20 protein-coding genes and 3 tRNA genes are annotated in these 19,767 nt (G+C 50.8%); 18 read left to right on the top strand and 5 right to left on the bottom strand.

The genetic code is table 11. From position 1 onward, the window contains the following. Nucleotides 1-39: 39 nt before the first annotated feature. On the bottom strand, nt 40-609 hold the full coding sequence (locus tag DU002_RS15560; protein WP_114339329.1) for a TetR/AcrR family transcriptional regulator: 570 nt from the start codon (nt 607-609) through the stop codon (nt 40-42). Nucleotides 610-750: 141 nt separating this feature from the next. Between DU002_RS15560 and rep the strand changes: the two genes are divergently transcribed. After that, complete coding sequence (gene rep / locus DU002_RS15565) at nt 751-2,766, top strand: DNA helicase Rep (RefSeq protein WP_114339330.1); 2,016 nt, start codon at nt 751-753, stop codon at nt 2,764-2,766. Between the two features lie 59 nt (nt 2,767-2,825). Here rep and DU002_RS15570 read toward each other — a convergent pair whose 3' ends face one another. Further along, a complete protein-coding gene (locus tag DU002_RS15570; protein WP_114339331.1) occupies nt 2,826-3,239 on the bottom strand; it encodes a c-type cytochrome in 414 nt (137 codons plus the stop codon). Between the two features lie 226 nt (nt 3,240-3,465). Here DU002_RS15570 and DU002_RS15575 point away from each other — a divergent pair. The 5 genes from DU002_RS15575 (at nt 3,466) to DU002_RS15595 (ending at nt 5,973) form a co-directional block, all read left to right on the top strand. Further along, nucleotides 3,466-3,542 (top strand) — tRNA-Arg (locus DU002_RS15575). A gap of 40 nt (nt 3,543-3,582) precedes the next feature. After that, a tRNA-His gene (locus tag DU002_RS15580) sits at nt 3,583-3,658 on the top strand. A gap of 10 nt (nt 3,659-3,668) precedes the next feature. Then, nucleotides 3,669-3,745 (top strand) — tRNA-Pro (locus DU002_RS15585). A 139-nt stretch (nt 3,746-3,884) separates the two neighbouring features. Further along, nucleotides 3,885-5,279, top strand: a complete 1,395-nt coding sequence (rmuC, locus tag DU002_RS15590) for a DNA recombination protein RmuC (RefSeq protein ID WP_158538082.1) — start codon at nt 3,885-3,887, stop codon at nt 5,277-5,279. Continuing rightward, nucleotides 5,272-5,973 carry a TIGR01621 family pseudouridine synthase gene (locus tag DU002_RS15595; protein WP_114339333.1) on the top strand — a complete coding sequence of 234 codons (702 nt, stop codon included), beginning with the start codon at nt 5,272-5,274 and terminating at the stop codon, nt 5,971-5,973. Before rmuC ends, DU002_RS15595 begins: the two co-directional genes overlap by 8 nt. A 70-nt stretch (nt 5,974-6,043) precedes the next feature. Here DU002_RS15595 and DU002_RS15600 read toward each other — a convergent pair whose 3' ends face one another. Then, nucleotides 6,044-6,352 carry a hypothetical protein gene (locus DU002_RS15600; protein WP_147271882.1) on the bottom strand — a complete coding sequence of 103 codons (309 nt, stop codon included), beginning with the start codon at nt 6,350-6,352 and terminating at the stop codon, nt 6,044-6,046. 244 nt (nt 6,353-6,596) lie between these two features. On the opposite strand from DU002_RS15600, the gene DU002_RS15605 reads away from it, so the two are divergent. Beyond that, a complete protein-coding gene (locus DU002_RS15605) occupies nt 6,597-7,466 on the top strand; it encodes a tetratricopeptide repeat protein (RefSeq protein WP_158538083.1) in 870 nt (289 codons plus the stop codon). Here DU002_RS15605 and DU002_RS15610 read toward each other — a convergent pair. Both DU002_RS15610 and DU002_RS15615 read right to left on the bottom strand, forming a co-directional pair. After that, entirely contained in the window at nt 7,463-9,415 is a 1,953-nt protein-coding gene (locus tag DU002_RS15610; RefSeq protein ID WP_114339336.1) for a bifunctional diguanylate cyclase/phosphodiesterase, read from the bottom strand. The two genes, DU002_RS15605 and DU002_RS15610, sit on opposite strands and share 4 nt — an antisense overlap. A 10-nt stretch (nt 9,416-9,425) precedes the next feature. Next, entirely contained in the window at nt 9,426-10,079 is a 654-nt protein-coding gene (locus DU002_RS15615; RefSeq protein WP_114339337.1) for a transglutaminase-like cysteine peptidase, read from the bottom strand. A 153-nt stretch (nt 10,080-10,232) separates the two neighbouring features. Between DU002_RS15615 and ubiE the strand changes: the two genes are divergently transcribed. The 11 genes from ubiE (at nt 10,233) to hemB (ending at nt 19,728) form a co-directional block, all read left to right on the top strand. Further along, nucleotides 10,233-10,991 carry a bifunctional demethylmenaquinone methyltransferase/2-methoxy-6-polyprenyl-1,4-benzoquinol methylase UbiE gene (gene ubiE / locus DU002_RS15620; RefSeq protein ID WP_114339338.1) on the top strand — a complete coding sequence of 253 codons (759 nt, stop codon included), beginning with the start codon at nt 10,233-10,235 and terminating at the stop codon, nt 10,989-10,991. Nucleotides 10,992-11,002: 11 nt separating this feature from the next. Further along, nucleotides 11,003-11,623, top strand: a complete 621-nt coding sequence (locus DU002_RS15625) for a ubiquinone biosynthesis accessory factor UbiJ (protein WP_114339339.1) — start codon at nt 11,003-11,005, stop codon at nt 11,621-11,623. Next, nucleotides 11,620-13,266, top strand: a complete 1,647-nt coding sequence (ubiB, locus tag DU002_RS15630) for a ubiquinone biosynthesis regulatory protein kinase UbiB (protein WP_114339340.1) — start codon at nt 11,620-11,622, stop codon at nt 13,264-13,266. The genes DU002_RS15625 and ubiB overlap by 4 nt, the downstream gene beginning before the upstream one ends. Nucleotides 13,267-13,336: 70 nt before the next feature. Then, complete coding sequence (tatA, locus tag DU002_RS15635; RefSeq protein ID WP_114339341.1) at nt 13,337-13,585, top strand: twin-arginine translocase TatA/TatE family subunit; 249 nt, start codon at nt 13,337-13,339, stop codon at nt 13,583-13,585. A 3-nt stretch (nt 13,586-13,588) separates the two neighbouring features. Next, nucleotides 13,589-14,038 (top strand): Sec-independent protein translocase protein TatB, encoded by a 450-nt coding sequence (gene tatB, locus DU002_RS15640; protein WP_114339342.1) that lies wholly within the window; start codon nt 13,589-13,591, stop codon nt 14,036-14,038. Then, entirely contained in the window at nt 14,035-14,775 is a 741-nt protein-coding gene (gene tatC / locus DU002_RS15645; protein ID WP_114339343.1) for a twin-arginine translocase subunit TatC, read from the top strand. Before tatB ends, tatC begins: the two co-directional genes overlap by 4 nt. Continuing rightward, entirely contained in the window at nt 14,775-15,431 is a 657-nt protein-coding gene (locus DU002_RS15650) for a hypothetical protein (protein WP_114339344.1), read from the top strand. The genes tatC and DU002_RS15650 overlap by 1 nt, the downstream gene beginning before the upstream one ends. Before the next feature lies 1 nt (nt 15,432). Further along, nucleotides 15,433-16,221: a TatD family hydrolase gene (locus DU002_RS15655; protein ID WP_114339345.1), complete on the top strand. Its 789-nt coding sequence runs from the start codon at nt 15,433-15,435 to the stop codon at nt 16,219-16,221. A 106-nt stretch (nt 16,222-16,327) separates the two neighbouring features. Further along, nucleotides 16,328-18,172, top strand: coding sequence for a sensor domain-containing diguanylate cyclase (locus DU002_RS15660; RefSeq protein WP_158538084.1), 1,845 nt, complete (start codon nt 16,328-16,330; stop codon nt 18,170-18,172). Further along, nucleotides 18,165-18,698: a DUF3859 domain-containing protein gene (locus DU002_RS15665; protein ID WP_114339347.1), complete on the top strand. Its 534-nt coding sequence runs from the start codon at nt 18,165-18,167 to the stop codon at nt 18,696-18,698. Before DU002_RS15660 ends, DU002_RS15665 begins: the two co-directional genes overlap by 8 nt. Before the next feature lie 13 nt (nt 18,699-18,711). Beyond that, nucleotides 18,712-19,728 carry a porphobilinogen synthase gene (gene hemB / locus DU002_RS15670; RefSeq protein ID WP_114339348.1) on the top strand — a complete coding sequence of 339 codons (1,017 nt, stop codon included), beginning with the start codon at nt 18,712-18,714 and terminating at the stop codon, nt 19,726-19,728. The last annotated feature ends 39 nt before the right edge of the window (nt 19,729-19,767 follow it).

Below are 19,767 nucleotides of genomic sequence, written 5' to 3' on the forward strand. Positions count from 1 at the left end.
CAGATAATACGTTTTCCGTTGACCATCACACATTCTCTCTCATTGGTTGGCGATGGCTTGCCAGCTCGCATTCGCGGCGGTGGCGATCATCGCATCATTCAAAATAAAACTGCCTTCAATATGCCGCCGCGCTAGGGCGGCACAGCTTTCAATACCTATCGCTCCGAGCACTTCAACAGGTAAAGGTTTCAGTTGTTGTGCCGCGAGCCCCGCCTCTAACATCGCGGCAAGTGGCAAAAATAGCTGTTGTCGTCGTTTGATTAAGTGCGCGAGCTGCGATTTATCGGTGACATGACGGGATAACTCCCAGCCATGTAATGTGTCTGGGTGGGCGATTAGATATTGAAACAGTGCTTGCCAGATCTGGGTAAATTGTTGCTCCAGGCTGACACCCAGCCGATGTTGTTTGAAGCAGGCATCAGCGATTAGCTCCAAATTGTTTTCCAGAGTCTCCAGCAGCAGGGTCTGTTTATCTTTAAAGTAGAGATAAAGAGTGCCTGCCGCCATATCGGCGTGCTGCGCTATTTCGCCCATGGTGGTGCCGTGAAACCCTTTATTGGCAAGGGTGACACTGGCTGCTTGGAGAATTCGTCGTCGTTTGTCCATCATCGCTATCGCATTATAATGAATGAGCGTTCATTCATTTTGTAAGATTTGTAACAGCTGATGAAAAATCAGCAGTTGATTTCGCTCACGTTCGTGGCTGGCTTGCAGTAAAATCGCCACCTCAAGTTTAGTCTGTGAGTCAGAATGAAGTTAAACCCTGGGCAAGCTAACGCCGTCAAACATATCTCTGGACCTTGTCTGGTGCTTGCTGGAGCCGGTTCCGGTAAGACGCGAGTGATCACTTTGAAGATTGCTCATCTGGTGCGTCAATGTGGCTATCAAGCTCGGCATATCGCGGCGGTGACCTTTACTAATAAGGCGGCGCGGGAGATGAAGGAGCGCGTGGGACAGACCTTAGGCCGCAAAGAGGCTCGGGGCTTGATTGTTTCCACCTTTCATACCTTAGGGCTAACTATTCTCAAGCGTGAAGTGACTACCTTGGGGATGAAAGCCGGTTTTACTTTGTTTGATGATCAGGACAGTCGTGCGCTCATTAGCGAGCTCACCGAGAAAGAGTACGACGGCGATAAAGATCAGATTAACTTGTTGTTGAATCAGATCTCCCGCTGGAAGAACGACCTGATCTTACCGCCACAGGCCATTAAGATGGCTGAAAGTGGTGGTGAACAGATCCTTGCTATGTTGTATGAGCGCTACCAGCGCCACCTGACGGCATACAATGCTCTCGACTTCGATGATCTTATCCTGCTGCCAACGCTGCTATTGAAGCAAAATGAACAGGTGCGCCAGCGTTGGCGTGATCGTATTCGCTATCTGCTGGTGGATGAGTATCAAGATACCAATACCAGCCAATATGAATTGGTGAAGCTACTTGTGGGCGAGCGTGCGCGCTTTACCGTGGTGGGTGATGATGATCAGTCAATCTACTCATGGCGCGGCGCGCAGCCGAAAAACCTGGCCTTGCTGCAACAAGATTTTCCGTCATTAGAGGTGGTTAAGTTGGAGCAGAACTATCGCTCCACGGGCTGCATCTTGAACGCGGCTAATATCTTGATCGCCAACAATGACCATATTTTCGATAAACGCCTGTTCAGCGAGTTGGGTTACGGTGAGCGTTTGCGAGTGCTTTATGCCAAGGATGAGGAGCATGAAGCTGAGCGCACGGTGGCAGAGCTGCTGAGCCATAAGTTTATGAAACGCACCAACTATAAAGATTACGCCATTCTCTATCGCGGCAATCATCAGTCACGACTGATTGAAAAATCGCTGATGACCAACCGTATTCCATACAAGATCTCCGGTGGTACCAGCTTTTTCTCCCGCGCCGAGATCAAAGACATGATGAGTTATTTGCGTCTGTTGGTGAATCATGATGATGACAATGCGTTTCTGCGTATCGTCAATGTGCCAAAGCGGGAGATCGGCCCGGCAACATTAGAGAAGCTAGGTAATTATGCCAACATGCGTGGTATTAGCCTATTTGCTGCCAGTTTTGAGCTGGGGCTAGAGCAGCACCTGACCGGACGCGGTTTGGCTTCGCTGCAGCGCTTTACCCGTTGGATGGTGGAGCTCGCTGATTTTGCTGAGAAAGGCGAAACGATTGAGGCGGTGCGCCAGTTGGTACGGGATATCAATTACGAAGAGTATCTTTACGACAGCTCCCCTAGCCCGAAAGCCGCAGAGATGCGGATGAAAAATGTCTCCGAGCTGTATCGTTGGATCACCGGCATGTTGGAGGGGGATGATCTCGATGAAGCGATGACTTTGCCAGAGGTCGTGACCCGTTTGACCCTGCGCGACATGATGGAGCGAAATGAAGGGGATGATGAGAGTGATCAGGTGCAGTTGATGACATTGCACTCATCGAAAGGCTTGGAATTTCCGTACGTCTTTATGATCGGCATGGAAGAGGGGTTGTTACCGCACCAAAGCAGCATTGATGAAGAGAATGTAGATGAAGAGCGGCGTTTGGCCTATGTCGGGATCACCCGGGCACAAAAAGAGCTGAGCTTTATCGTCTGTCGTGAACGACGTCAATTTGGCGAAAGTTTTCGTCCAGAGCCCAGCCGTTTTCTCTACGAGTTACCGCAGGATGATCTTATCTGGGAAGGTAAAACTCAGAAATCGAAAGAGGAAAAGAAAAAAACCGGCATGGCGCATTTAGCCGCGATGAAGGCGATGTTGAATAAAGATAAGTAGTGGTGGACTAAAAACAAAAAAGCCGCGAAAGCGGCTTTTTTGTTTTACTCGACGGGCAATTAGATCCCTTCAATCATAAAATCGATAGCTGCCTGGATCTCTTCGTCAGAACAGTTACCACAGGTGCCACGTGGTGGCATGGCGTTGAAGCCGTTGATTGCGTGGTCCATCAGTTTGTCCATGCCTTTTGCCAAGCGCGGCGACCAAGCTGCGGCATCGTCTTTCTTCGGTGCGTTCATTGCGCCAGTGCCGTGACAAGCAAAACAAGATGCTTGGTAGACATCGCCGCCAGAGCGAGGGCCTGCCGGTTCGGCTGCCAAAGCTTCGCCAGCAGGAGCATCGCCTTCAATATAATGGTCACCGACAGGTTTAATGCGTGATTCAACAGGGTCTACTTCTGCTGCAAAAGCAGTGGAGGCCATAACCAAGCTGGTGATTCCTGCGACGAGGAATTGTTGAAGACGAGTTGCCATTGGGATCTTCTCTCTCTATTTGTTGTTATGCAGATTAATCATGATCTATATCGGCTGCATCCTGATTTTTCGATTATAACGTTAAAACCCGGTAGCTAAAATGCTAACTGCGCTGATTTTTCAGTCAATAATGATTCGGATCGCAAGAGTTTTTCAGATTCTTTAAAATAATCGTAGACAAGCGATTAGTGCTTTTGTAATATGCGCATCCGCTGAAGGCAGGTGAGCGCCCGTAGCTCAGCTGGATAGAGCGTTGGCCTCCGGAGCCAAAGGTCACAGGTTCGAATCCTGTCGGGCGCGCCAGAGCTACAACGTACTTCATCTTCAGCAAAGTAAGACACTGGTGGCTGTAGCTCAGTTGGTAGAGCCCTGGATTGTGATTCCGGTGGTCGTGGGTTCGAGCCCCATCAGCCACCCCAGTTTTAGTGTCGGCGATTAGCGCAGCTTGGTAGCGCACTTGGTTTGGGTCCAAGGGGTCGCAGGTTCAAATCCTGCATCGCCGACCATTTCTTCAGAGCCCTCGGCAATTATGCCGGGGGCTTTGTCGTTCTAACACCCTATTCTTTCTATCGTTCCCTTGTTTGTTGCAGCAACGCGCACGGCAGAGTTATCCTGCCCTATTCTTGTTTGTCTGGAGCGACCCCTTTGGATCTTCAGTTAGCCGCTATCGCAGCTGGTAGCCTAAGTCTGCTTTTTCTCGTCACTACCCTGATCTACCGCCAGCGGGCGTCGCGTTTAGCGCAGCATTATCAAAGCTCAGAACAGCTTCTGCAGAGCGAGTTGGCGTTTAAGTCGGCAGCGCTTGAAGCGCTACAGGTTGATGTTCAGCAGCTAACAGAAAAAGAGCGGGAGCAATCCCTCAGCGCGACTGCACTCCGAACCCAGTTGGCGGTTGAACAGAGTGCCAATCAGGAAAAAATAGCGTTGCTGGCGCAGTCAGAAGCACGCCTGAAAGAGCAGTTTGAGAATCTGGCTAACCGTATCTTTGATAGCAAAGCACAGCAATTTGATCAGCAAAGCCAGCAGCGTTTGGCAGCCACGTTTGCTCCTTTGAAAGATCAGTTAGGTGCATTTCGTCAGCAGGTGCAGTCAGTTTATGAAACTGAAGCGAAAGAACGTCATACCCTAAAAGCCGAAATTTTGTCTCTCAAACAACTCAATGAGCGGATGAGTGAAGATGCATTGAATCTCACCAAGGCACTAAAAGGCGACAGTAAGCAGCAAGGGAACTGGGGCGAAGTGGTATTGGCGCGGGTATTGGAACAATCTGGGCTGCGCCAAGGCCATGAATACAGCACTGAGGTCAGCCAATCCACCGATGACGGCAAGCGTTATCGTCCCGATGTGATTGTGCATCTGCCGGAAGGCAAGCAGATCATCATTGATTCGAAAGTTTCGTTAACCGCTTACGAGCAGTATTTTAATAGTGATGATGACGTCGAGCGTCAGGCGGCGTTAACAGCCCATGTGCAGTCGCTACGTAATCATATTAAAGGGTTAGGAGCAAAAGATTACCAAGCATTACCAGGGATCCACAGCCTAGATTACGTATTGATGTTTATTCCCATCGAAGCTGCTTTTTTAACTGCGCTGGATCAGCAGCCGGATCTGGTGAAGTTGGCTTTAGATAACAACATTATGTTGGTCAGCCCAACCAATTTGTTAGTGGCCCTGCGTACGGTGAATAATATCTGGCGCTATGAGTATCAGAACCAGAACGCCAAGCTGATCGCTGACAAAGCGGCGGCGATGTACGACAAGCTGCGCTTGTTTGTTGATGAGCTGCAAAAGCTGGGTAAAGGGCTTGAGCAAGCACAGCTAAGTTATGAAACGAGCTTGAAACGTCTGGCCAGTGGCCGGGGGAACTTGCTGTCGCAAGCGGAGGGGTTGCGTGACCTTGGAGTGACAGCGAAGAAAGCGATTGATCCTGAGTGGCTCCAGCAAAAAGGTGTTGTCGTTGAGAAAAGCAGCGACAACGGCGCTGCCAATGGTGAAATGACCCGACCAGTAGCCTCAGAGCGGAGCGCCAACGATGAATAAGGCGTTAGCTGCCAATGCCGTTTCGCCGATTTTTGTTCATGACGACTTCTGGATCTTTAATAAGCCGGCGGGGATCAGCTGTCATGATGAGCCTACAACCGGTGAGCATGGCTATTTTCGCCTGCTGCGGCAGGCTCTATTGGAAGATGTTTATCCTGTTCACCGCTTAGATAAAGTCACCTCCGGGCTGCTGATTGTGGCTCGCAGTAGCGAGGCAGCCGCCCAATTTGGCTCGCTGTTCGCCAATCGAGAGATGCAGAAATTTTATCTTGCGATCAGTGATCGCAAGCCGAAAAAGAAGCAGGGCTGGGTGATCGGTGATATGCAGCGCTCACGTCGGAGTAGTTGGCGCTTAACGAGTGGCAAAAGTGACCCGGCTGTCAGTCAGTTTTTCAGCTATTCGATGAGACCGGGATTGAGGCTCTTTGTGGTTAAACCTTTATCGGGTAAGACCCATCAGATCCGTGTGGCATTGAAAAGCCTTAGTGCACCTATTGTTGGCGATCATTTGTATGCTGGGACGCCCGCAGACAGAACCTATCTGCATGCTTATGCGGTAGAGTTTAATTGGTTAGGAGAGTGTTTGCGCTACCACTGTTTACCCACTGACGGCGTTGAGTTCTCCCCCGTTGAGTCGCTGCTTATGGCAAAAGAGCTGTCTTGCCCTTGGTTGCTCCCTTGGCCACAACGTTAATGACAGTGTTGCGTACCAAGCCAAAAAGCCACCCGACTGCGGTGGCTTATTGTTATGTTTTTAAGCTAGCTTAATTATTGTAATTCAGATAGATAGGCTCGACATAGCCAGCCACGCTTTGGGCTTTTTTCACTGTCCCTGCCGCTGGCGGAGCTGTTCTGAGAAGTGTGTCTAGATCTGTTACTGTTGGATCAAACTGGTAGTTAAGGTAGCCGGGCGTAAATACCCCATTTTTTGAGGTTTTTCCCATCGGCAGCGTTGTCCCCTCGTGACTGATCTTAACTCCATAATTCAAATAGATAGGCTCTTGGTAACCGTTGTTGGCATAGGCGGATGTGGCTAGCAAGGTGGCGCCGAGAAACATTATTAGGTTTTTCATCTCTGTATCCTCCGGGCGAGCCGTGCCAGTGTTCATTGGGTTATGCCAGCTCGCGTAGTGTCTTCCTGATAGTTGACCTACTCCCAGGCCATCTGCTTTTAGACGCTGCGGTTATGAGGTGGCAGTTTAGGGTCTGAAAGATATTTAGCTGTCTAGTTAACTTTGTCTGCATATTGACTGTGCTATGGTGTCGGGGTTAAACCAATATCACGCTTTGGTTGGTTACAAATGTATGGAGAGGCCTGTGGAACAAGTGATGTCTGCCCCAAATACCATTGAGATCTCAGTGGCTAATTTTCAACAAACTATTCAGCAGTTGACGCCTGACCAGCTATTGCTTGTGGAATTCTGGGCGCCGGAGATGGAAGCTTGCCAAGCGATGAGCCCGATACTTGCGAAGGTGGCGGCGGAACATAGCCATGCGTTGGTTTTAGGGCGGGTAAATTGCGCAGCAGACCAACAGTTGGCCATGCAGTGCGGAGTGAGAAGCTTACCCACGGTGATGCTGATTAAAGAGGGCAAAATGCTTGATGGCTTTGATGGTGGTGCGGATGAGATGCAGATCCGTGCTTTGCTGGATAAGCATTTACCTAAAGAGCAGGACCAACTGTTAGCTCAAGCGCGAGAGCACCTGCAACAGCAGCAAGCTGGCGACGCATACCCGCTGTTAAAGCGTGCCATCGAGCTGGATAGCTCTCGGGTCGATATTAAACTGGCGCTATCGGATGCACTGTTGGCGTTAGGCAAACTCGCTGATGCAGAGAGCTTATTGCGCAGTATCGGGATGGCTGATCAGGATGGCTACTATCAGTCGTTGATGGCGCAATTGGAGCTGAAGCAGCAGGCGGCGCAATCGCCCGAATTAAAACAGCTTGAGGAGCAGCATGCTGCCTCCCCTGACGACCCACAAGTCAGTTTTCGGTTAGCAGTGCAGTATCAAGCGGCAAACCGAAGTGAAGAGGCGCTGGCACTGCTGTTGTCTCTGCTGAAGAAAGATCTAAACGCCGCTGATGGTGATGCGAAAGCGGCGCTGTTGGATATTTTGGCTACCCTGCCCCAAGGCGACCCCCTGGCTGGTACCTACCGCCGCCAGTTCTATAGCCTGCTTTATTAAGAGAGCATCGTTGCCGACGCGAGTGGGGCAGGTTTACCCAACAAGTAACCCTGCCCATGCTCAACACCCAACTGCCGCAGCAGTGCCAGATCTTCTTTATCTTCAATCTCTAATGCGACCAAGGTGCATTGCAAACCGCGGCATAGCTGTAACAGTGTCTGAATAAAAAACTGATTGTCTATATGTAGCGCCAGTTGGTGGCTATAGCGGCCATCAAGTTTCAGATAGTTGGGCTTCATTGATGTTAACAGGGCGAAACTGGCTGTCGCAGCGCCAAAATGGTCGATGGCGAAGCGGACGCCCAGTAATGCCAACTGTGAAATGATGTTGCTGATACTGTTATAGCTCGGCGTTAGCCGCCTTTCGTCGAACTCCAAGATTAACCGTTTGGCTAAAGTGGGATCTTTGCGGCAGCGATCAATTAACCAGAGGGAAAAATCCCGATCCTGCAGCGTCAACGGATCCAAATTGACGGAAAAATCACCACCGGGCTGCTGTTTTGCGAAGGCTAACGCTTCTGTGACTATGCCTCGCTCTAGTGCCGGTAGCTGATCCGTTTGCCGGGCTAGTGCCAGGATTGTCGCAGTCGGTAGTGCTTGCCCTTTAAGATCAGCAAAAGTTGGTAGCCACTCTTTGTACAGGTGATTGTCGCGGACCAGCTGCTTCACCCCCTGCCAGCGAAATTCAAAGCGTTGTTCCTTAATGATGGCGTCGATCAGCTGCTGTCGGCGCTGGGTATTGAGCAAAATGGTAGGTAACTCTCGGTTACCTTGATTGAAGAAAAGATTATGTGCACCTTGCTGTCGCGCCTGCTGTTGTGCCAGATCCAATTCACTTAACAGCTGATCCTGGCTATCTCCAGGACGGAAGTAGCATAGCCCGGCGTGGCCTAAGCCTTCATCGGCCAGTTCGCTCTCTTGTTCTGACAAAAATTCGAGCAGGCCTTGCATGGATCGTTCGGCACGTTGCCGGTCGCATTGTGGAAAGAGGATGGCAACTTCATCATCATGTAATCTAAATGACTGGTTTGCAGCTAATTTTTCTTGTTCGATGCGCTGAACTAATCCGCGCCACAGTTGGGTGACCGCACTGTAACCCTGTTTTTGATGCAAGGCTTCGATATTCAGTTTGAGTAGGCCGATACAGCCGATCGACGCTTGTTCACTTTGGGTTAAGTGCTGTAGTTCGGCGATAAATCCACGACGATTGCCAAGCCCGGTTTCATCATCCTGAAAAGCTTGAAGTTGTAAGTGTTCAGCTTTCTCTTCTAGGCCAGAAAATAGCTCCTTGAGTGCGTCAGACATCTGGTTAAAACTGTCAACCAAGCTGTCAATCTCCTGCGTACCAGACATGGCTTGCATCGGTTTAAAGCTGCGTTGACTGATCTGAGCGGCTTGCTTTTGTAGCTGTTGCAGTGGCTTGAGTATTCTTTTCACCAGCAGTCTGGCTGCGATGACGGCGACGAGCAGTATGATTAAAGTGGCGAGCATAAACTGCCAACCGGCAAGCCATAACCGATTGTAGGCTTGGGTGACATCGGCAGTCACCTCCACTCTGCCCATGACGCGCCAGCCGTCACTTAGCTCCATCTTTTGGGTCGGTGCTTGTAACGGGTACAGTTGTTTAAACCACTGCGGAGCACCGTTCTGTTGTTCTAGTGGGGTCTGTTTTCCCGCGATCAGGCGATTATCGTTATCAAACAGTGCTATCTGACTAAAGTAGCCCCGGTCATGCAGTGCAGTGATTGTCGCGGTGATCGCGGCGACGTCCAGGGGTGAGGTGTATGGGGTAAGCGTTAGACTTAGAGCAGTAGCAGTGTCTTGGGCGTGATTGCCTAACTGCTGTTGCATCTCGCTACGGCTGTTTTGCAAGTAAATTAGCCAACAGGCGACCAGCATTAAGCCCAGTAACAGTCCGATCATTCGCAACAACTGCCGCGATAGTGTCATAGAGTCCCTCCTAGATCTGTTTTTCAATGCGTTCCATCAACTCCTGCCAGAATGCGCCGCCCTCCTCTTTCACTTTTCCACCGCGCCCTTGCACCCGTGCCAGCCATTGGCCGTCATCATTGAAGCTGATGATGGGGAGTAGATCGGTGCGCTCACTGGCTGGGCGGATCTCCTGGTCGAGGTTGTCTAGAACCAATGGTATGTCACCGTGGCGAGGGTGGTAGGTTAATACCATGTGGGGCTGATTATCGGCAATATTCTTCACATACATCAGGCGTAGCTTTTCTGACGATACGCCCATCATCTTTAGCGTTGCCAATTTCGCCACCGAGTAGTCTTCACAATCCCCGCCGCTGGTGGCGATAAACTCCAGTGGCGTTGCCCAATAGTCCTCTTGCTGCCAATGCTCCATGTCACTGATGAAAGCCATTTGGTTGAGGAACTGATTGGTGAGCAGCAGCTTTTCGTCATCGCTGCTGAGCTGGAGACCATCATCAATCAGTGTTTGCCAAGCGAGCACGTTGGCCCGCGCATCGACACCATAGGTCTGCTCTATGTTGGCTAGCGCTTGATCCGAAAAATAATTTGATGGGTGGCTATCCATTGCCCACAAGGGAAAAGTTGTCATCCAAAGCAGCGCAGCAAAGAAAGTGTTTTTTATCATCGGCGTAATAGGATTCTCTAATTTATAAACTAAGTGTAGTCGGCAAATTCAACAAATAAACCTTATTGCCGTAGTTTGGCATGTAATTAGCGTTTGGGGAGTCGTGCTATTTTTCAGTACACTGGGCAGCAATAAGTTATTGAGGGGAAAGCAGTGAGCGGATCATCAACGGGCGATACCACCCATTTTGGTTTCAAAACGGTCGCCAAGGCCGAGAAGGAATCATTAGTAGCCGATGTGTTTCACTCTGTTGCGGCCAAATACGATTTGATGAACGATTTGATGTCTGGCGGCATCCATCGGGTATGGAAGCGTTTTACTATCGATTGTAGTGGTATCCGTCGTGGTCAACGGGTGCTGGATCTCGCTGGTGGCACGGGTGATCTTACCGCGCGCTTCTCTCGCTGTGTCGGTGACACCGGTCAAGTGGTGTTGGCAGACATCAACAGTTCGATGTTAAAAGTCGGACGAGACAAACTGCGTAATATGGGGATCTTGGGCAATGTCAGTTATGTGCAGGCAAATGCCGAGGCGTTGCCCTTTCCCGATAACCACTTTGATTTAATTACCATCGCTTTTGGCTTGCGCAATGTTACCGAAAAAGAGCGTGCACTCGCTTCGATGCTGCGTGTGCTAAAACCTGGCGGTCGCTTGTTGGTGCTTGAGTTCTCTAAGCCGCAAATAGAGTTATTAAGTAAGGCCTACGATGCCTACAGTTTCCATCTGCTACCAAAGATGGGGGAGGCGGTGTTGAAAGATGGCGCTAGCTATCAGTATTTGGCGGAATCGATCCGTATGCATCCGGATCAGGAAACCCTGAAACAGATGATGGAACAGCAAGGCTTCGAACAGGTGAGTTACTACAACCTGACCGGTGGCATTGTTGCCTTGCACCGGGGTTATAAGTTCTAGGAGTTTTGGTGATGCCGATCTCGCCGCTGTTAGTAGGCGCATTGGAAACAGTGCTCAATCAATATCTTAAGTTAGATCCTGACTATGCGAATGGCTTGCTCCCTATGGCTGGTAAGCGTTTGCGTATGGATCTGTCGGAATTGCCTTTTCCTCTGTTATTTGTTTTCAGCGCCAAGCAGATAGACCTGCTCTCCGGTGAGCAGGATGATTGGGATTGCCGTATGCAATTAGCTATCCGCGATCTGCCGAGACTACAGGATGGTGAAACGCTGGCGCAGCTGATCAAACAAGACCGGCTGCAGATGGAGGGGCAAGCGGAACTGGCACAACAGTTTGCTGCCATGCACAAAGGGTTGGACATCGATTGGCAAGAGCCGTTGTCCCGCTGGCTAGGTGATCCTGCCACGCACATGGTGGCGCAAGCCCTGACACGTGCCAAAGCGTTTGTCGTTAACCAAACGCAGGAAGGGAAACAGCAGTTCGGGCGCTTCATTACTGATGAAGTCGCACTGCTCGCTCACCCCTTGGCTCTCGCTGCATTTGCCGACGATGTGCAGCTACTTGCCGCAGATGTGGATGATGTCGAAGCCAGAGTAAGACGTTTGGAGCGTTCGCAGGCGGCTCTGTCATGAAGCCCTTTAGGCAGCTGTTTCGATTGTATCTAATTGGCGCGACCTTGTTGCGTCACGGCGTTGATCAGATCATTCCTCGTCAACGCTGGCCGTTATCGCTGAAGTGCTTACGTATTGGGTTGTTTTGGCTACGCAATCAACATCCCGACGCTTCGGAAGCGAAGCGCTTACGCCTCGCCATGGAGGCGCTTGGTCCGGTGTTTATCAAGCTCGGGCAGATGCTTTCTACCCGTCGCGACCTACTTAATGATGATTATGCCGAAGAGCTGGCATTGTTGCAGGATCAGGTTGCCCCTTTTCCTGGCGAGCAAGCCTTAGCTTTAATAGAGGCGTCGCTTGGTTACCCCTTAACTGAGCGCTTCAGTGATTTTGATGAGACGCCGTTGGCTACGGCGTCGATTGCCCAGGTGCATACCGCCACATTGTTGGCTGACGAGCAGGGACAGTCGCAAGAGATTGTCTTGAAGGTGATCCGGCCGGGGATCGACAAACAGATTTTAGCGGATCTGCATTGGATGGAAAGCTTGGCAGAGCTGGTGGCGCGCTTGCTGCCGGATGGCAAGCGGTTGCGGCCGAAGGAGGTGATCCGGGAGTATCGCAAAACTATCCTGGACGAGCTGGATATGGCGCGAGAAGCAGCCAACGCAATCCAGCTAAGGCGCAATTTTGAAGGCTCAGACGCCCTCTATGTGCCGCGTATTTACAGTGATTATTGCCGCCCTCGCCTGTTGGTTATGGAGCGTATTTATGGCATTCCAGTGGGCAATATCGCTGAGCTGGAAGCTAATGGCACCAACATGAAGCGCTTGGCTGAACGGGGTGTCGAGGTGTTTTTTACTCAGGTATTTCGTGACAGTTTCTTTCATGCCGATATGCATCCCGGGAATATCTTTGTTGCCAAAGAGCATCCGGAAGATCCACTGTGGATAGGCATTGATTGCGGCATTGTTGGTACCTTGAATCGCGAAGATAAGCGCTATCTGGCGGAGAACTTCCTAGCGTTCTTTAATCGAGATTATCGTAAGGTGGCTGAGTTACATGTGGATTCAGGTTGGGTGCCTGCTGATACCAGTATCGATGAATTTGAAGTGGCGATCCGTACTGTATGTGAGCCTATTTTCAATAAGCCTTTATCTGAGATCTCGTTTGGCCATGTGCTGATCAATCTGTTTAATACCGCCCGCCGCTTCAATATGGAGGTGCAGCCGCAGCTGGTGCTGTTGCAGAAGACCCTGCTCTATATCGAAGGCCTGGGGCGTCAGCTATACCCGCAGCTGGATCTGTGGCAAACCGCCAAACCTTTTCTCGAAGATTGGATGCAGGATCAGTTGGGGGCGAAAGCGCTGAAGCGCAACTTATTGGAAAATTTACCTTACTGGGGGGAGAAGCTGCCGCAACTGCCAGACCTGATTTTCAATAATCTGCAGCAAGCACAGCAACTACTTCCTCAGTTAGAAACGCTATCTGAGCAGTACCATCAGCAAGCTGACCGCCGTTCTCGCGGCCTGTTTTGGCTTGGTACTTCTGCCATCATCGCCTTGATTACGCTGTTTTTTGATTGGCCATCTATGACTTGGTCGATGCTGGGATGGAGTGGCGTAATTGGGTGCTGGATCTCGGCTTGGCGGTTTAGCAGCCGTTAGAGGTTTTCATGAACAACCATCTGCCTATAATGGGTCAGCATAGCCACTTCTGGCGTTTGGGAGAGTAAAAATGGGTTTTAGTTGGCCTCAGCTATTAATCGTTGCCGTTATTGTCATTCTGCTGTTTGGTACGAAAAAGCTCCGTAGTCTAGGTGGAGACTTGGGCTCAGCGGTTAAGGGCTTTAAAAAAGCGATGAGTGACGAAGATGCTAAAGGCGAAAAAGCCGATGCAGATTTCGACAAGCAGCCTATAGAACACAAACAAGACGCCAGCGCAGATGTGAAAGAGCCGGTAGTCAAGGATAAGGACAAGGCCTAAGCCGTGTTTGATATCGGCTTTTGGGAGCTTGTTATTATCGCTGTGGTTGGGCTGCTGGTACTTGGGCCTGAGCGACTGCCGGGTGCGGTGCGCAGCGTTACGCGTACCATCAGCAGTGTGAAGCGTTATGGCAGTGCGATCCGTAGTCAGGTAGAGCAGGAGCTGGAGATCGAGCAACTGCATAATGACCTGAAGAAAGCAGAAGCCCTAGGCACCAAGGTAACACCCGAGCTGCAAGCATCGTTGAACAAGCTACGTGCGCAAGCGGATGCTGTGAATCGACCTTATGCTGCAGAAGAGCCTGAGGCTCAGGTTGATGGTGATAGTGCTGAGAATAAACTCGACGTTGAAGAGGACCTGCTTTCTGCCAATGATTCCGGTCACCGAGAGTATCCTGGTCCTGATGATGAAGTGGAGCCACTCCCCACCCCCTCGGATAGTAAACGGCAATGAATAACCCCACCCAGCAGCCATTTTTAAGTCATCTGTATGAGTTGCGAGACCGCTTACTGAAAGCGTTAGGCTCTGTGCTGGTGATATTCCTCGGGCTGGTTTATTTTTCCCAGGAGATCTATCACTTTATTGCGGCACCGTTGATTGCAGAGATGCCAGACGGGGCCTCGATGATTGCAACCGATGTGGCCTCGCCGTTCTTTGTACCAATTAAGCTCACCATTGTGCTTTCCGCAGCGCTGGCAGTGCCATTTATTTTGCATCAGGTGTGGGCTTTTATCGCGCCAGGGCTTTATAAACATGAGCGTAAGTTAGCGCTGCCTTTGGTGGTGATGAGTTCACTGTTGTTTTATGCCGGTGCTGCGTTTGCTTTTTTTGTGGTGTTTCCATTGGCGTTTGGCTTTCTTACTGCGATTGCCCCAGAGGGCGTGACCATCGCCACTGATATCGGCAGCTACCTCGACTTTGTGCTGAAACTGTTTTTCGCGTTTGGGCTGGCTTTCGAAGTGCCCATTCTGATTATTGTGCTCTGTTGGGTTGGCATTACGACCCCGGAGAGTCTGAGTAAGAAACGGCCCTATATCATTGTGGCCGCATTTGTTTTTGGAATGTTGCTGACGCCGCCTGATATCTTTTCGCAGACGTTATTAGCTATACCTATGTTGCTTCTGTTTGAAGTTGGCTTGTTGATTGCGCGATTGTATCGGCGTAAAGATGATGAGCAGGAGGAGGAATAATGATCCGAACCACGGTCCTTTTATCTGTGGCGTTAAGTTGTTTAAGCGTTCATGCCGCTCCCGCTTCATTGCAGCAATGCGCCGCGATCAGCGATGATGCCCAGCGCTTGAACTGCTACGACCAACTTGCTGCTCGCACGCTGCCTGACTCTCTTGCCGCCATTGCGCCAGCGCCAGATGCGCAGCCATTGCCAGCCGTGAAACCTGCTGAGGCGGTTCCTGCTGTGGGCGGTTTAGCTGGTGCACCTGACGCCCCTGCCGCCATTGCGCCAGTGCCAGATGCGCAGCCATTGCCAGCCGTGAAACCTGCTGAGGCGGTTCCTGCTGTGGGCGGTTTAGCTGGTGCGCCCGACGCCCCTCCCGTGATAGTAGAAGAACCCACCGCCGAAGAAAAATTTGGCCTCGAGCATAAGCAAGCGGTCGCTGAAGATGCGCCTGAGACGTTAACGTTACGGATCAGCAAGAAAAAGAAAGACGCTTATGGAAAATGGGTATTAACCCTAGAGAACGGCCAAGTTTGGAAGCAGACCGATGGCACACGTTATAGCTTTAGAAATAAAGATGGCTTGGTGGTGATCGTACGAGGTGCAATGAGTAGCTTCTTTATTGGTGAGCCAGATCGTAGTAAGCGGATCCGAGCGAAGCGAGTGAAGTAAGGTGAGCTGGGTTGATATCGGGGTCAATCTCACCAATAAGCAGTTCAAAGATGACGCTGCTGATGTCGTGGAGCGTGCCCTATCGGTCGATGTTGATCAGCTGATTTTAACGGGCACCTCGTTGCTTGAAAGTCAGCAAGCGCTCTCTCTGGCAAAGAGGTGGCCTGGTACTTGTTTCAGTACCGCGGGCATTCACCCCCACGATGCGAAAGAGTTCCAGCCTGAACAGCTGACAGCGCTTGCACAGTTATTGATACAGCCGCAAGTAGTGGCTGTCGGCGAGTGTGGCTTGGATTTCAATCGTGATTTTTCACCGCGACCAGTGCAATGCGAGGTGCTAGAACAGCAACTCTCGTTGGCGGCTGAGCTAAATATGCCGGTATTTCTCCATGAACGCGATGCCAGTGACACACTATTGGCGATACTCAAACCTTGGCGAGATAAGTTGCCGGCGGCAGTGGTGCACTGTTTTACTGGTAGCGAAATAGCATTGCGTCAGTATTTGGAGCTAGATTTGCATATCGGTGTGACAGGATGGGTGTGTGATGAGCGTCGAGGTACTGAGCTTTTAGCTATGATGCCGCTGATCCCCGCCGGGCGCTTGATGTTGGAAACTGATGCGCCGTTTTTGATTCCAAGAGATCTCCAGCCCAAACCGAAGCGCCGCCGCAATGAACCCTGTTATCTGCCCCATATTGCAGCGACTATTGCTGCCAAAAGAGGGGAAACGCTAGCGCAGTTAAGTGAGCACACATTGGCTGCGAGTCAGCGCTTTTTTGGCCTGATGTAATTGATTTGTTTTTCGTGCTTGAAAGTGCGGTTTAAAAGCTAAAAGAAGGCTTTCACTACTAATGCGGATTGAGCGGCTCATATTAGCGTGGCTATGGTTAATACTGATGACTTTCAGTGTTAATGCCTCTGCTGCGTGGGTGTTGAGCGATGATACACAACAAACAGATGCGACGGTTCCCTGTTGTGAACTGTATGTGGCAGACGATAGTTCACTGTCTGCGAGCCAAGTTATGACCTTGCCGCCTGCGGCCTGGCAATCGCTGCCAACTTCCCGAGTCAATTTTGGTTTCTCTGCGAAGACGTTTTGGGTGCGGCTGACAGTCGACAACCGTGCCGCGGCCACTAAACAGTGGATATTGGCGTTGGATAATCCGCTGTTAGATGTCGTTAATGTCTACCTGCAATCCCCCTCTGTGCCGTTGCGTCAAGTGGCAGCGCTCGCTGAAGGCGATACCGGACGTTTGGTTTCTCACCCTGAATACCTTGTGCCGCTGAATATTTCTAATGATCCTGGCGTGTCTACTTTGCTAGTAAGCTTTCAGACCCAGGGGGCGGCAGAGTTATCTTTTTCTGTGTGGGATCGCGACAGCTTTATCGCCGCGGATCATCGCCGTAGCTTAGGTTGGGGACTGTTATTTGGCGCGTTATTGTTGATGGCGTTATATAACGTGTTATTGGCTGTATCGACCCGTGTTATGAGTTACTTGACCTATGCTGCTTATGTGAGCTGTGCGACCTTGTTGATGGCCGGTTTAATTGGCTTCAATAGCTATTACATGTGGCCAAACAGCCCTTGGCTACAGCACTTAACTACCCCCTTTCTAGGTGGGGCGACCTTACTATTTGCCAGTTTGTTCTTACAGCAATTGACGCAAGTCGATAGTAAACGAATCGTAATCAGTCGCTGGCTACGCGTGATCCAACTAGGCACAGTGAGTTATTTGTTACTGGTGTTTGTCCTTGACTACCGTACTGCAGTGCTTGTATTCGCGGGATTGGTCGTGGTGGTTGTGCTTAGCCTGCTCAGTATTAGTTGCTGGCTTTCCTTGCAACGTGTGGCGTTGGCAAAGTACTACGCTGTTGGCTGGTTTGCGTTATTAGTGGGGGCATTCATAAGTAGTTTGGCCTACTTAGGCTGGCTGGAATTACCTGTGTCGAATTTTACTCCTTTTCTATTGGGGGCTGTGACCGAGGTGGTCGTGGTGACACTGACCTTGGCGATGCGGGTGGGGCAATCTTATCGTGGCCGCCAGTTGGCCGAAAAATCGGCGATGGAACAGGCTCACCGGGTGCGGCAGGTACAGGACAAATCGATGCAGATGCAGGCGAAGGCCAACGCTGATCTTGAACAGAAAGTACAGGAACGCACCTTTGAACTTGAGGTGGCACTTCGTGAACTGGCTGACACTAATCGAGAGCTGGAAGAGCAGAATACCCGTGATGCGCTAACTGGCGTACGCAACCGAAAATACTTTGATAAACGCTATATAGCGGAGCAGCGACGTAGCCGTCGTGAACAGACACCGCTTGCTCTGATCATGGCGGACATCGACCACTTTAAGCAGATCAATGACACCTATGGTCACCCCGTTGGTGATATCTGTATTCGGGAAGTCGCGTCGCGAGCTGCTGAAGTGGTTAAACGTCCAGGGGATGTGGTGGCTCGCTATGGTGGTGAAGAGTTTGCGCTGATATTACCCAATACCTCGCCGGAAGGGGCGAGACAATTGGCCGAGCGGTTATGTAGTGCTATTCGTGACCAAGGTGTAGTGACGGGGGTGGGAGAATTACCTTTGACCATCAGTTGTGGTGTCGCTTGTTTGTATATTGATCCCCAACTCCCCCCTGAAACCTTACTCGCGCAGGCAGATAAAGCACTCTATCAGGCCAAACAGCAAGGTCGTGATCGGGTATGCGTTTTTATTACTGAGGAGCAGCAGGTTGAATAGTTATTGGCAAATCGCCGTTGAGCGAAGCGGATTAAGATTAACGGTGATGATAGCCGTCGGCTTGTGCTGCTTTATGCTATTAACGGGGTGTCAGGAGCAAGCCGTAGAGCAGGAATTAGAGCCCATCCAATTCCGTTTGCAGGTGAGCGATTACGGCTTATATCAACGCCCGGACAACGTCAGTGAAGAGTGGTCAAATGAGGCTGAACTGTTGCGGCAGCGGCGCAAGTTAGAACTGGGAGCGCAAACCAGTTTTGGCTTTCGTTTTATGCTGCATGCTGATCCTGCCGAACGTCCAGTGACCCTGACGTACACGGTCAAGCCGCCGGTAAGCGAAAACGGATTGAAGTCGTTACAAAAGAAAGTCGTGGTAATGCCAGAGCAGTTCCCTTACCAAGGTAGCTTTATTCACACCCTAGAAGATGCTGATAGCCTGGTACCCGGTACGTGGCTTATTTATCTCAAAGCTGATGGTGAGTTGTTAAGCCGTCAGCCGTTCCAACTATTACCTTCAGTGCAACCTTAACGGAATATTATTCATGTCTGATGTGATTAACAGTTTTGGTCAGTTTCCTGCGCGCCGCCCCCGCCGTATGCGTGCTGATGATTTTTCCCGCCGTTTGATGGCCGAGTCGCAACTCTCCGTAGCTGATCTTATCTATCCGATGTTTGTGCTTGAAGGTGAGGGGCAACGGGAATCGGTGACCTCGATGCCGGGTGTTGAGCGGGTGTCTATAGACCTGTTGTTGCAGGAAGCTGAAGAGTTGGTTCGCTTGGGTGTGCCCGCGATTGCGCTTTTTCCGGTTACGCCCGACGGGGTGAAATCTTTGGATGCTGCTGAGGCCTATAACCCTGAAGGTTTGGCACAACGGGCAGTGCGTGCGGTAAAAGCTGCGTTTCCTGAGTTGGGGGTGATCACTGATGTGGCGCTTGATCCGTTCACTACCCATGGCCAGGATGGCATTATTGATGAACAGGGCTATGTGGTAAACGATGTCACCACTGCCGTATTGGTGAAACAGGCGTTATCCCATGCGGATGCGGGTGCTGATGTGGTGGCGCCGTCTGACATGATGGATGGCCGCATCGGTGCTATCCGCGCCGCGTTGGAAGCCGCTGGTCATGTTAATACGCGCATTCTTGCCTACTCAGCTAAATATGCTTCTAGCTACTATGGTCCGTTCCGTGACGCTGTCGGTTCAGCCGGTAATCTTAAGGGTGGCAATAAGTACAGTTACCAGATGGATCCGGCCAATAGTGATGAAGCGTTGCAGGAGGTGGCTCTGGATCTCCAGGAGGGAGCCGATATGGTGATGGTGAAGCCAGGTATGCCGTATCTGGATGTGGTGCGCCGGGTAAAAGACAACTTTAAAGTGCCTACCTATGCTTACCAGGTTAGCGGCGAGTATGCGATGCATATGGCGGCGATTGAGAATGGCTGGCTAGCGGAAAAACCGGTAATAATGGAAAGCTTGTTGGCTTTCAAACGTGCCGGGGCTGATGGCATTTTGACCTATTTTGCCAAGCGAGTGGCGCAGTGGCTTAATGAGAAATAGCCCCAGTGTTGGATGCTGAAAATGGCGAATAAAAAAGCG

Source organism: Corallincola holothuriorum (genome assembly GCF_003336225.1).
Taxonomy (GTDB): Bacteria; Pseudomonadota; Gammaproteobacteria; order Enterobacterales; family Neiellaceae; genus Corallincola; species Corallincola holothuriorum.

Excerpts from the sequence above, each read along its gene's own strand:
- DU002_RS15560 (WP_114339329.1), bottom strand. The coding sequence starts at position 609 with ATGATGGACAAACGACGACGAATTCTCCAAGCAGCCAGTGTCACCCTT.
- rep (WP_114339330.1), top strand. The coding sequence starts at position 751 with ATGAAGTTAAACCCTGGGCAAGCTAACGCCGTCAAACATATCTCTGGA.
- DU002_RS15570 (WP_114339331.1), bottom strand. The coding sequence starts at position 3,239 with ATGGCAACTCGTCTTCAACAATTCCTCGTCGCAGGAATCACCAGCTTG.
- DU002_RS15595 (WP_114339333.1), top strand. The coding sequence starts at position 5,272 with ATGAATAAGGCGTTAGCTGCCAATGCCGTTTCGCCGATTTTTGTTCAT.
- DU002_RS15600 (WP_147271882.1), bottom strand. The coding sequence starts at position 6,352 with ATGAAAAACCTAATAATGTTTCTCGGCGCCACCTTGCTAGCCACATCC.
- DU002_RS15610 (WP_114339336.1), bottom strand. The coding sequence starts at position 9,415 with ATGACACTATCGCGGCAGTTGTTGCGAATGATCGGACTGTTACTGGGC.
- DU002_RS15615 (WP_114339337.1), bottom strand. The coding sequence starts at position 10,079 with ATGATAAAAAACACTTTCTTTGCTGCGCTGCTTTGGATGACAACTTTT.
- DU002_RS15625 (WP_114339339.1), top strand. The coding sequence starts at position 11,003 with ATGCCGATCTCGCCGCTGTTAGTAGGCGCATTGGAAACAGTGCTCAAT.
- ubiB (WP_114339340.1), top strand. The coding sequence starts at position 11,620 with ATGAAGCCCTTTAGGCAGCTGTTTCGATTGTATCTAATTGGCGCGACC.
- tatA (WP_114339341.1), top strand. The coding sequence starts at position 13,337 with ATGGGTTTTAGTTGGCCTCAGCTATTAATCGTTGCCGTTATTGTCATT.
- tatC (WP_114339343.1), top strand. The coding sequence starts at position 14,035 with ATGAATAACCCCACCCAGCAGCCATTTTTAAGTCATCTGTATGAGTTG.
- DU002_RS15650 (WP_114339344.1), top strand. The coding sequence starts at position 14,775 with ATGATCCGAACCACGGTCCTTTTATCTGTGGCGTTAAGTTGTTTAAGC.
- DU002_RS15660 (WP_158538084.1), top strand. The coding sequence starts at position 16,328 with ATGACTTTCAGTGTTAATGCCTCTGCTGCGTGGGTGTTGAGCGATGAT.
- hemB (WP_114339348.1), top strand. The coding sequence starts at position 18,712 with ATGTCTGATGTGATTAACAGTTTTGGTCAGTTTCCTGCGCGCCGCCCC.